General features: G+C 74.5%; 11 protein-coding genes. 6 read left to right on the top strand and 5 right to left on the bottom strand.

The window, feature by feature from the left end; genetic code table 11:
- A partial coding sequence (locus tag LCE31_RS29255; RefSeq protein ID WP_225019527.1) for a glycoside hydrolase family 27 protein occupies positions 1-1,162 on the top strand: 1,162 nt, incomplete at its 5' end.
- A gap of 81 nt (positions 1,163-1,243) precedes the next feature.
- On the opposite strand, the gene LCE31_RS29250 is transcribed toward LCE31_RS29255, so the two are convergent.
- Entirely contained in the window at positions 1,244-1,933 is a 690-nt protein-coding gene (locus tag LCE31_RS29250) for an HAD family hydrolase (RefSeq protein WP_225019525.1), read from the bottom strand.
- A gap of 270 nt (positions 1,934-2,203) precedes the next feature.
- On the opposite strand from LCE31_RS29250, the gene LCE31_RS29245 reads away from it, so the two are divergent.
- Positions 2,204-3,256, top strand: coding sequence for a lactonase family protein (locus LCE31_RS29245; RefSeq protein WP_225019523.1), 1,053 nt, complete (start codon positions 2,204-2,206; stop codon positions 3,254-3,256).
- 192 nt (positions 3,257-3,448) lie between these two features.
- Here LCE31_RS29245 and LCE31_RS29240 read toward each other — a convergent pair whose 3' ends face one another.
- Complete coding sequence (locus LCE31_RS29240) at positions 3,449-4,375, bottom strand: sirohydrochlorin chelatase (protein WP_225019521.1); 927 nt, start codon at positions 4,373-4,375, stop codon at positions 3,449-3,451.
- A gap of 170 nt (positions 4,376-4,545) precedes the next feature.
- Complete coding sequence (locus tag LCE31_RS29235; protein ID WP_225019519.1) at positions 4,546-5,589, bottom strand: BadF/BadG/BcrA/BcrD ATPase family protein; 1,044 nt, start codon at positions 5,587-5,589, stop codon at positions 4,546-4,548.
- A gap of 180 nt (positions 5,590-5,769) precedes the next feature.
- On the opposite strand from LCE31_RS29235, the gene LCE31_RS29230 reads away from it, so the two are divergent.
- Positions 5,770-6,447 (top strand): uracil-DNA glycosylase, encoded by a 678-nt coding sequence (locus tag LCE31_RS29230; protein ID WP_225019517.1) that lies wholly within the window; start codon positions 5,770-5,772, stop codon positions 6,445-6,447.
- 90 nt (positions 6,448-6,537) lie between these two features.
- On the opposite strand, the gene LCE31_RS29225 is transcribed toward LCE31_RS29230, so the two are convergent.
- Positions 6,538-7,698, bottom strand: coding sequence for a hypothetical protein (locus LCE31_RS29225; protein ID WP_225019515.1), 1,161 nt, complete (start codon positions 7,696-7,698; stop codon positions 6,538-6,540).
- A gap of 300 nt (positions 7,699-7,998) precedes the next feature.
- On the opposite strand from LCE31_RS29225, the gene LCE31_RS29220 reads away from it, so the two are divergent.
- Positions 7,999-8,262: a Smr/MutS family protein gene (locus LCE31_RS29220; RefSeq protein WP_225019513.1), complete on the top strand. Its 264-nt coding sequence runs from the start codon at positions 7,999-8,001 to the stop codon at positions 8,260-8,262.
- Positions 8,263-8,360: 98 nt separating this feature from the next.
- Here LCE31_RS29220 and LCE31_RS29215 read toward each other — a convergent pair whose 3' ends face one another.
- Entirely contained in the window at positions 8,361-9,440 is a 1,080-nt protein-coding gene (locus LCE31_RS29215; protein ID WP_225019511.1) for an NADH:flavin oxidoreductase/NADH oxidase, read from the bottom strand.
- A gap of 135 nt (positions 9,441-9,575) precedes the next feature.
- Here LCE31_RS29215 and LCE31_RS29210 point away from each other — a divergent pair, with 135 nt between their 5' ends.
- Together LCE31_RS29210 and LCE31_RS29205 are read left to right on the top strand one after the other, a co-directional pair.
- Positions 9,576-9,926 (top strand): ArsR/SmtB family transcription factor, encoded by a 351-nt coding sequence (locus LCE31_RS29210; RefSeq protein ID WP_225019509.1) that lies wholly within the window; start codon positions 9,576-9,578, stop codon positions 9,924-9,926.
- A gap of 116 nt (positions 9,927-10,042) precedes the next feature.
- A complete protein-coding gene (locus LCE31_RS29205; protein WP_374118583.1) occupies positions 10,043-10,939 on the top strand; it encodes a DUF6214 family protein in 897 nt (298 codons plus the stop codon).
- Positions 10,940-11,130 lie beyond the last annotated feature (191 nt).

The raw sequence follows: 11,130 nt of genomic DNA, 5'->3' as shown, positions 1-11,130 counted from the left end.
GGGCAACCCCGCGCCCGCCTGGAACAACCTCGCCCTGACCCCGCCCATGGGCTGGAACGACTGGTCGTACTACCAGTGCGGCATCGACCAGCGGCTGATCCTCGACCAGGCGAGGGCACTCGTCGAAACCGGCCTCGCGGCGAAGGGCTACAACACCGTCACCGTCGACGACTGCTGGATGGCCAAGAGCCGCGACTCCCACGGCGACCTCACCGCCGACCCGGCCAGGTTCCCCGACGGCATGGCCCATCTGGGGCAACAACTGCACGCCCTGGGACTGAAGTTCGGCATCTACGAGGACGCCGGCACCGAGACCTGCGGAGGCTACCCCGGCAGCCTCGGCCACGAGCAGGCGGACGCCCGCCGTTTCGCTTCCTGGAAGGTCGACTACCTGAAGCTGGACGGCTGCAACGTGCCGAGCGTCGCGGGGCAGTCGGACGAGGAGACCTACCGGCAGCTCTACCGCAAGACCAGCCAGGCCCTCCTCGCGTCCGGCCGGAAGATCACCTTCTCCGAGTCGGCGCCCGCCTACTTCCAGGGGACGCCCGACTGGTACAAGGTGCTCGACTGGACGCCCGCGTACGGCAACCTCTGGCGCGAGGGCACCGACATCGCCCTCGGCCAGGACGACGGCAAGTGGGCCAGCATCATGCACAACTACGCCTACAACGTGCCGCTCGGCGCCTACGCGGGCCCCGGCCACTGGAACGACCCCGACTTCCTGCTCGCAGGCGACTCGGGCCTCACCGCGGACGAGCAGCGCTCGCAGGTCCTGCTCTGGGCCGAGATGGCGGCGCCGCTCATCAGCAGCACCGACCTCACGAAGCTCAGCACCTCGGCGCTCTCGATCCTCGGCGACCAGGACGTCATCGCCGTCGACCAGGACCGCGCGGGCGTCCAGGGGCACCAGGTCTACAGCGACGCCACGTACGACGTGCTCGTCAAGCCGCTGTGGAACGGCGACACGGCCGTCGTCCTCCTCAACAAGAGCGTGAAGCAACAGGACGTGACGATCGGGAGCCCCCAACTCGGGTTCGAACGGGGAGCGAAGCTCGCCGCGCGGGACCTGGTCACGAAGGCCACCACGTCCTTCACCACGTCGGTCTCCGCGACCGTGCCGGCGCACGGCGCCGTCATGTACCGGATTCACCCGTCCGGTTGACGCGTCGCCGACGCACCGTGTCCCTCGCGTGCGGCGGGGCTCCCATGTCCCGTCTCCTCCCGACGCCGGTGCGCCGCCCCGTCAACCCGCGAGCCACGCGTAGGCGGCCTCCGCCGTGAACTCCGCCTGTCCGCCGGGGAACACCAGCTCCGCCGTCGCGAACGCCGCGTCCGGCGGGGCGCCCGGCGGGAACGGTACGGAGGCCACCGCCAGGCACCGCATGCCCGCCGCGTGCGCGGCTCCGATCCCGGGCGCCGAGTCCTCGATGACGGCGCACTCCGCCGCCGCCACGCCGAGCCGTCGCGCCGCCTCCAGGAAGACGTCGGGTTCCGGTTTGCCCGCCGCGACCTCCTCGGCCGACACGGTCACCGGGAAGAACGCCGCGAGCCCGCCGTGTGCCAGGGCCGCCCCGATGGCTTCGCGCGACGAACCCGACGCCACGGCCATCGGTACCCCGGCCGCGTGCAGCCTCTCCACGAACTCCCGCATGCGCGGGAACACTTCGCCTGATGAACGCACGAGCTCCAGGTAGAGCGCGTTCATCTCGGCCAGCAGCGCGTCCACCGGTGTGCCGAGGCTGAACCGTGCCGTCAGTACCTCCAGCGTCTCGCGCGTGCCCACGCCGATGTGGGCCTTGTGCTGCTCCCAGGTGAAGTCGGGTACGCCGTGGCGCGCGAGGAGCCTCCGGGTCGCCTCGTAGTACAGCGGTTCGGTGTCGAGCAGGGTGCCGTCCAGGTCGAACAGGACGGCCGTGGTCCGTGGGGAGCTCATGCCCCCAGCATGCCAAGGGCCTCCCCGACTCCGCGGACGGGGCGGGTCCGGCGGGTCCCGCCCGCGCGCTGCCGGGCGCCAGGACCGTGCCCGGGGGGCCTGCGCTACCGCACCACCGTGGACCAGCGCAAACGCCCCTGCTACGGTCGCCGGGTCCGCGCCGCGGGCGCACCGGGCCCACCGGGCGCACCGGTTGGCCCGGCACAGGCCGTCACGGCGGGGCGCCGGCCGCGCCCGGCCGGCAGCGACGAGGAGCAAGGGGAGTTGAGCGTGAGCGAGCACCACGGCGGACGCGCCTTCATCGGGTCGTACACGGGAGCGGGGGGCCGCGGCATCGTCGTCGCGGACGTGTCGGCGGACACCGGGGCGCTGACGGAGCGTTCGGTGCAGAGCGGCCTGTCGGAACCGTCCTACCTGAAGCTGTCCGAGGACGCCGGCGTCCTGTACGCCGTCTCCGAGACGGACCACGGTCTCGCCGCCGCCTTCCGGGCCGGCGCGGACGGAGCCCTCGCCCCACTCGGCGAGTTCCGCGCTCTCGGCGCCGCTGCCCCGGCGCACCTGACACTCGCCGGGGGCCACCTGCTGGTCGCCAACTACGGCTCCGGCAGCGTCACCGTGCTGCCGGTGGGCGAGGACGGCGCCCTGGGTGAGGCATGCAGCGTCTACGCGCACGAGGGCGGCGGCCCGAACGCCGAACGGCAGGAGGGCCCGCACGCCCACCAGGTGCTGCCCGACCCGAGCGGCCGGTGGATCGTCAGCGTCGACCTGGGCACCGACTCGGTGCGCGTCTACCGCCTCGACACGGTGGACGGCACGCTCGCGGCGCACTCGGAGACCGTGCTGACGCGCGGCCGGGGCCCGCGCCATCTCGCCTTCCACCCGGACGGGCGGCACGCGTACGTCCTGCACGAGCTGCACCCGTCGCTGACGGTGTGCCGCTGGGACGCGGAGACAGGAGCGCTCGAGGCGCTGGGGGAGGCCCCGCTGCTGCCCGAGCCGGCGCGGGAACGTGCCGAGAGCTACGCGTCGGCCATCGTGGTGGACCGTGGCGGACGCTTCGTCTGGGCCGCCAACCGCGGCCACGACTCGATCTCGGTACTGGCCCTCGACGACTCGTACGAGAAGGCCGGACTCGTCACCACCGTCCCCTGCGGGGGCCGGTGGCCGCGCGACCTCGCGCTGGACCCCGCGGGCCGGAGGCTGTACGCGGCGAATGAGCACTCGGGCGACGTGACCTGGTTCGACATCGACCCGGCCACGGGCGTGCCGGTCAAGGCGGGTGCGCTGGAACTGCCCGCACCGGCGTGTGTGGTGTTCGGCTGACGGCCGACGCCTGCCGGGTCCGGCCGGCCTGCCAGGGCATGGCGCGGGCCCCGCGCACACGTGCGACCCGTCTGCGACTTCCGTACGACCCCACTGAGACACGCGCGCGATCCGGTCGCGGTCCGCGCAGGACTCACGTCCGGCCCGGCACCCCGGTCGCCGTGGCGCTCCACCCGCCCACCGGGCGGCGCTTCACGAGGCGGGCGACTCCTGCGTCTGCGGGACGACGCCGGTCGCCGCCACGTACCGCGCGAGCACCAGCTTGCCGATCGCCGGGTAGGCGCCGAGCGGCTCCGCGGTGGCGCAGTCGGCCTCCTTCACCGCCGTGTCGAGCAGCCCTTCGGGCAGCTCGGGGCCGACCAGGTACGGGGCCAGCGCCAGCTGGACGGAGCCCGCGTCCCGCAGCTGCTGGGCGACGGAGGCCACTGCGCCCTCCTCGTCCAGCGCGGCCGCCATCACCGGGACCGCGAGGCGCGCGGCGAGCAGCATGCCGGTGATACCGGCCGTCTGCACCGCCTCCTTGCCCCCCACGGACGCGAGGATGATGCCGTCGGCCGCCGTGGCGACGGTGAACAGACGCGCACGGTCCGCGCGCGCGAGGCCCGCTTCGGACAGCCGCACGTGCAGCGCCTCCGCGAGCAACGGGTGCGGGCCGAGCACATCGGTGACCTCGGCCTGGGCGCCGCTTTCCGCGACGGCCTCGCGTATCCGCGTGATGAGCGACGCGTCGGGCCCCGCGAGCAGCGGCACCACCACGGCGGCGGGCCCCTCGGGCTCCGCCGCGTCCCGGCCCGCGGCCACGGCCAGCGCGTAGCGCTCGTCGCGCAGCGCGGCGGCCCGCGCCACGGCGCCGCCGACCGTCGGGTACTCCCCGTCGGCGTCGTCGCCGTCCAGGAAGGCCGCGAAGGCTTCCAGGCCGGGCAGCTCGGAACGGGTGATGCTCGCGAGTTCGTCGGCCAGCGACCTGACGGCGGGGCCCGGCGCGCCGGGCACGGCCAGGACCAGCGTGGGCGCGCCCTGGGGAGCGGCCACGGTTTCCGGGCGTCGGTGGCGCCCCGACTGACGGGGGCGCGGCATTCGTACGGGCAGGCCGGGTGCGGGCCCAGTGGGGGTGCTCATGGCGCCGAATGGTACTGGTTTTACCGGTGCGGCTGTTCGGGGAGGGCCGTTGTCCGAGCGAGCCGTCCATATTTGTCGTTTAGGTGGCCTTTCGGTTATGCGTCCCGCGGTATCACCGCACGCGGGGGCTTCGCATATGTGCGCCGTGAAGGGGCGTGCGCGCCGGAGCGTCAGGGGTGCGATACGGACAACAGTCGCGGATCGAGCGGCAGAAGGGGCGCTCCTGAGGCCAGCGCGGCGGCCAGGGCGACCGCACCCGAGAGCGGGTCACCCGCGGCGGCCACCCAGGACGCGTGCGGTATCCGCGCGGCCAACTCCGTGCGCACGGGCCCCGTCAGCGCTTCCCCGAGCCCGAACAGGCCGCCGGTGAGCGCGATCCGGCAGACGCCGGCGGGCGGGCAGACCGCGTGGGCGGCGTCGGCGATGTGCCCGGCCGCCGCCGCGAGGATGCCGCCGGCCACGGCGTCGGACCCGGCGCACGCGGCCACCTCGGGCGCGAACGAGGCCAGTACGGCCGCCCGGTCCGTGCGCGGGTAGAGCAGTCCCGGCAGTTCGGGCGGCGGCCCGAGCACCGCCTCCGCACGGGCCAGGAGCGCGGCGGAGCCGCCTCGCCTGCCGTCGTACGCGCGCATCGCCGCGTCCAGGCCCGCGCGCCCGATCCAGGCGCCGCCGCCGCTGTCCCCGAGGAGGTGGCCCCAGCCGTCGGCTCTGCGCCACCGCTCCAGGTCCGTGCCGAGGGCGATCAGGCCCGTGCCGGCCGCGACGACCGCGCCCGGCGTCCGGCCGAGTGCGCCCGCGTACGCGGTGACCGCGTCGGCCGCCAGCGCGAGCCGGGTGACGCCCAGGGCGTCCCTGAGCGCACCGGGCAGCCGGGCGCGCAGATCGCCGCCCAGCGTCGCCATCCCGGCCGCGCCCACGGCGACCGCCGCGAGGCCGCCGCCCGCCGAGGCGTGGCCGGTCGTGCCGCCGCTCGTGCCGTCGCCCGTCCCGCCGTCCGGGTCCGGTCCTGCGTCGGCCAACAGGGTCCGGGCCGCGGGCACCATCTGCCGGAGCAGGTCGTCCGCGTCGATCCCGCCGGGCCCGGTGCGTACCGGCTCGGCCGTGGTCAGGACACCCGCCGTACGCGGGCCTCCCGCACCGTCCGCACCGTCCACGACGCCGAGCGCGATCCTGAGGCCCGATCCGCCGGAGTCGACACCCAGCACGCGGATCACGGCAGCACCTCGGCCCGCGGGCGCGCGGCGTCGCGGGGTACGGCGGTGTCCTTCGCGGGTCGGTTCCTCACGGGCCGTCACTCTACTGACAGCGGCCGGGCGGGCGGCCACAGGGCCCGCCGCCCGCGGGCGTCCCGCGGGAATCGACCCGTTCCGTGTGGGCCGGTAGGGTGATCGCCCGTGGCAGCACGACCGTTGAGTGAACTGGTGGAGCCCGGATGGGCCGAGGCGCTGCGTCCCGTGGCGGGACGCGTCGCGGAGATGGGCGACTTCCTGCGGGCGGAGATCGCGGCAGGACGTACGTATCTGCCCGCAGGGCCGAATGTCCTACGAGCTTTTCAACAGCCCTTCGACGACGTGCGCGTCCTGATCGTGGGACAGGACCCCTACCCGACCCCGGGGATGGCCATCGGGCTCAGTTTCGCCGTGGCGCCCGACGTGCGGCGGCTGCCCGGCAGTCTGGAGAACATCTTCCGCGAGCTGCACACCGATCTCGGCGTGCAGCGGCCCGCCAACGGCGACCTGACGCCCTGGACCGGACAGGGCGTGCTGCTGCTCAACAGGGCACTGACCACGGCGCCCGGCAAACCGGCGGCCCACCGCGGCAAGGGCTGGGAGGAGGTGACCGAACAGGCCATCCGCGCCCTGGCCGCCCGCGGCAAGCCGCTGGTGTCCGTGCTGTGGGGGCGTGACGCACGCAATCTGCGGCCCCTGCTCGGTGACCTCCCTGCGATCGAGTCCGCGCACCCCTCGCCCATGTCGGCGGACCGCGGCTTCTTCGGCTCGCGCCCCTTCAGCCGGGCCAACGACCACTTGGTGCGCCAGGGAGCACAGCCGGTCGACTGGCGGCTGCCGTAGGCGGCGAGGCCCCGCCCGTCCGACCGTGGGCCGCCCCCGAGCGTCTCGCGCGATGCTCCCGGGCGGCCCCCGCTGCACGGAGCGCGGACGTCAGCGGCCGGCCACGGGGGTCTGGCGGGGCAGGAAGATGCCGTGGGCCTGACCGGTCTTCCCCGGGCGCAGGGTCCAGGGGACGGGCGACGTGTCGGTGAGCCATCCGTCGTCGAGGATCGCGCCCACGACGATGCCGCGCAGGCGGCGGGAGAACTTCCAGCCCAGGCCCCCGCACAGCTGGTTGTAGGAGGGGCCGTGCCCGTGCTCGGCGCGGAACGCGACGGTGAACCGGGCCGCCAGCGGCCCCCGGTCGGGGTGGGCGGCCTTCCAGGCTTCGTGTTTTTCGAGCAGGCGGGCGGATACGGCGCTGGGCTCGCCGTGGATCATGAAAGCGGTCCTGACCTGGTCGCCGGGGAACTCGCACAGGGGACAACGCTCGACGGTGTCCACATGCCGCCGCAGCGCCGGAGTGGTCCCGGCCTTCCACCGCGCCCACTCCTCAGCACTGATCTCCCGCCGCTTGGACGCCGAGGCCGTGGGCGGGGGCGGCTGCTCCTGGTCGACGGGAGGCATGACCACGCCGGAGAGATGGCGTACCGCGGGATCGAGCCGGTAGCGGTCACCGGCGAGGTCCGCGAGGAACCCCTTGAGCGCCAGTTCGGAAACGGCGCCGCGGCAGGTCCCGGGGAGGTCGGGCGGCAGCTCCCCGAGGAGCTCGGGGGAACTGTGCGCGGCGAGGAACAGCGCGGCCAGCCGGAGTTCCGGCGGGGTCTTCCTGACCGGTTTGGCGGTCAGGGTGCGCATGACCCAGCCCGATACCCGGGAGCGCCTGGCCTTGGCGAAGCGCAGTGGGTGGTCCACGTCGGGCGCGAGGCCGGGCACAGTGATCGGTACGGGGATGTCCGGGGGGCCGTCGACCAGCGCGTCGGACACCTGCCAGCCGAGGCCGCGGAGAGCGGCGACGGCCTCGGGCGCGTCGGTCAGCCGCAGCGCGCGCAGATCCGTGCCCGTGATGTTGCCGATGCCGCCGCGTGCGGCGCGGATGGCCACGACCACGGCGAGGAGCTGGGCGTCGGGGGAGGCCAGCGGAAGCGCGGCGACGTAGGAGAGCAGGGCCCGGGCGGCCACGCCCTGGTGGACGCTCAGGAGGAACGGCAGTGGGGGTCGCGCGGGCGGCGCGAGGACAGCGGCATCGCTTGCGATAGCAGACTTCGGCACACCCTCCTAACGTCTCCCGCCGGGCCGAGGTCACTCGGAGGCGCCCACCACTTCGCGCTTGCGGGCGGCGCACCGATTCCGCCGCCGGCCGGCCGGGCGGGGCCTCGACCGCCGTGCCACCAGGGGAAGTTGGCGTGGGCGGGCCGTCAGCCTCCCCGGGGCTCGCGGGGAGGGCGTGCGGTACCTTGCGGTCGGTGGCAGACACCACGTCCCCGGCAACACCGCGTCCGCGGTCCGCTACCGGCCGGCACGACCGGCGGCGCCGGAAGCGGCGGGTGGGGGAACGAACCAGGAGGAGACATGACGCTCACGCTCGATCTGCACCCCCTCTTCAGGAACGAGCGCGACATCGACCGGGCGGTCAGGACGCTCCTCTTCAAGGCGGCGGCGGCCGGGGAGGACCGGGTCGAGATCATCTCCGGCAAGGGATCGGGCAAGCTCCAGGCCCGTGTGCTGGCGATGCTCGGCCAAGCCCACCTGAGAAGGCTCTACGCCCGGTACGAGGTCGACCCGTCCAACCAGGGGCGCATCGTCGTGCACGTCACCCGGTCGCCCAGGCCCTGAGCGCGGTCGGGGCGGCAGCGGGCTCCCCGAGGCGCCCGGACCGCCGCGACGGCCCGGGCCCGGGGAGACGGGAGCGGGCCGTGCCGGGCGGCGCGGCTTCAGAAAGCGCGCGCGTACTGCTGCGGTACCTGGGTGGTGCCGCCCAGTTCGACCGCCGCGCGCCGCGCCCACGAGGGGTTGCGCAGCAGCTCGCGCGCGAGCAGGACGGCGTCGGCCTCCCCGTTGGAGAGGATCTTCTCGGCCTGCTCGGGTTCGGTGATCAGGCCGACCGCGGCGACCGGCATCCGCGTCCCGGCCTTGACCTGCGCGGCGAAGGGCACCTGGTAGCCGGGGCGGAGCGGGATGCGCACCCCCGAGGCGTTGCCCCCGGTCGAGACGTCCATGAGGTCCACGCCATGGGCGAGCAGCTCGTCGGCCAACCTGACGGTGTCGTCGCCCGTCCAGCCGCCCTCCTCCAGCCAGTCGGTGGCGGAGATCCGGAAGAACACCGGCAGGTCGTCGGGCCAGACCTCGCGCACCGCGTCGACGATCTCCAGGGCGAACCTGACGCGGTTCTCGTACGAGCCGCCGTACGCGTCCGTGCGGCGGTTGCTGTGCGGGGACAGGAACTCGTGGACCAGGTAGCCGTGGGCGCCATGGATCTCCACGACCTGGAAGCCCGCCTCCAGTGCCCTGCGGGCGGCGTCGGCGAACTGGCCGACGATCTCGGCGATTCCCTCCGTGGTCAGCTCCGCGGGCACCAGGTGCCCGTCGGCGAACGGCACGGGGCTCGGCCCCACGACGTCCCAGCCGCCGTCCTCGGGGGCGATCGGGCCGCCGCCCTCCCACGGGGCGTGGCAGCTCGCCTTGCGTCCTGCGTGGGCGATCTGGATGCCGGGGACCGAGCCCTGGGCCGAGAGGAAGCGGGTGATCCTGCGGAACGCCTCGACCTGCGTGTCGTTCCAGATGCCGAGGTCGTTCGGGCTGATCCGGCCCTCCGGGCTGACCGCGGTCGCCTCGGTGATGATGAGCCCCGTACCGCCGGTGGCACGCGCCGCGAGATGGGCGAAGTGCCAGTCGTGGGGGGCGCCGGCGTCGGGCCCCGTGGCTTCGGCCGAGTACTGGCACATCGCCGCCATCCATACGCGATTGGGAATGGTCAGTGACCGCAGGGTGTAGGGCTCGAAGAGGGCGCTCACGTGAGCTCCAATCAGGACGCGGAACCGTGGGGATGCATTAGTACGATACATGTCGTACTACGGGACCTGTCAAACAACGGCGTCTCGTAGGATGGGACCCCATTCCGCAGGCGTCCAGACGAGGTTGGAGTCGCCGTGCCCGCCCCGACGAACCCGCGTGAGCTCGCTCACCCCACCCGTGCCGAGATCCGTCTCGAATGCGTGCTCCACGCGCTCGCCGATCCGCAGCGCCTGCGGATCGTCCGCGAGGTCGCGGGCGACGAGGCGGAGGAGGTCCCGTGCTCCCGCGTCGGCCTCCCGGTGGCCAAGTCGACGGTCACCCACCATTTCCGGGTGCTGCGCGAGAGCGGCGTGCTCCAGCAGGTGTATCGCGGCACGGCGAAGATGAACCGGTTGCGCCGCGAGGACCTGGACGCCCTCTTCCCCGGCCTGCTGGACGGCGTCCTGCGGGCCGTGGACGCCGAGGCGGTACGGGGCGTGCTGTGACGACGCGGTGCCCGAAGGCGCATCCCGCCGGCGGGTGCTCCGCGGGGCGCACCCCTCGGTGGGCCCTGACGGCGCGCCACGGCAATAAGGGTGGATTGCCTGATTAAGTTGTGAATGTGTCGGAACACAAGCTGATGACCGCCCGGAAATGTGACGAGTACACCGTGCAGGGCCTTCCTGTGTGGGAGGTGCAGGGGTACGGCACGGTGACCGACGCCGGGTGCGAGGTGCGCCCGCCCTGGTTCGACGTCCGCCTCACCCTGCCGGACGGGGCGCGGGTGGACGTGCTGGCGGTGGTGCGCGGTGACGCGATCGCCATCGAGGACGCCCAGGCGGACCCGCCGCTGCCCCTCGCGGGCCTCGCCGCTCTCGCCTCGGCCCTGGACGCGCCCCTCCAGGCGGCCTGCGCTTCGGTGACCTCGCCCACCGCCGAGCCGTCCCCCACGACGGCGCAGTACGGCCGGGTGGCGCCAGACCAGGACGCGCCAGGCCAAGGAACGCCAGGTTCGGGAACGAGCGGCCACGACGCACCCGGGCAGGAAGCGCGTGGCTCTGATACGCCCGAACGGGATGCGCCCGGCAGGACAGGGGTCCCCGAAGGAGAGACCGGCCGGCCCGCCGCCTCTGCGTGGCCCCACCCGGGAGGCTGCCCGGAACCCCTGGGCGCCGAGCCCTCCGCACCGGCCGGACAGCCGGCCCCGCCGGCCGTCGCGCCCGCGCCCGCCCCGTTCTGCCGTCCCGGCCAGGACACCGCCCGCGCGGCGTCTGCCCCGGCGGTTCCCGAGCCGGCCTCCGCGGCCCCCGGGGGCCGGCATCGCGGGCGGGGGAGCGCCCCGTGGGGGTCGGCGCGGCGCCGGGACGTCGCCGGCGTCTACCGCGCCGCCCAGTCCCGCGGTGAGGACCCGGTCCTCGCGGTGATGGCCGCCACCGGATTCAGCAGGCGCCGGTCGCTGCGCCTCATCGCGGGCGCGCGCGACGAGGGCCGGCTGCCCTCCCGCCGCAGACGCGCCTGACCCGAGCGCGGCGCCCTCGTCGCGTCAGCCGCCCACGAGCGTGTCCCGCGGGGGGGGGGGGGGGGGGGGGGGGGGGGGGGGGGGGGGGGGGCGCCCCCCCCCCCCCCCCCCCCCACGGCGCTCGAACAGGTCGCGAAGGCGCGACGGTCCCTGTGAGAATCCTGTGTCCACGCGTCCGCGTGCCCGCACCG

The sequence above is a fragment of the Streptomyces sp. 8L genome (assembly GCF_020176795.1).
Classification (GTDB): Bacteria; Actinomycetota; Actinomycetes; order Streptomycetales; family Streptomycetaceae; genus Streptomyces.
This window is presented reverse-complemented; position numbering and strand designations above follow the sequence as displayed.

Excerpts from the sequence above, each read along its gene's own strand:
- LCE31_RS29250 (WP_225019525.1), bottom strand. The coding sequence starts at position 1,933 with ATGAGCTCCCCACGGACCACGGCCGTCCTGTTCGACCTGGACGGCACC.
- LCE31_RS29240 (WP_225019521.1), bottom strand. The coding sequence starts at position 4,375 with ATGAGCACCCCCACTGGGCCCGCACCCGGCCTGCCCGTACGAATGCCG.
- LCE31_RS29220 (WP_225019513.1), top strand. The coding sequence starts at position 7,999 with ATGACGCTCACGCTCGATCTGCACCCCCTCTTCAGGAACGAGCGCGAC.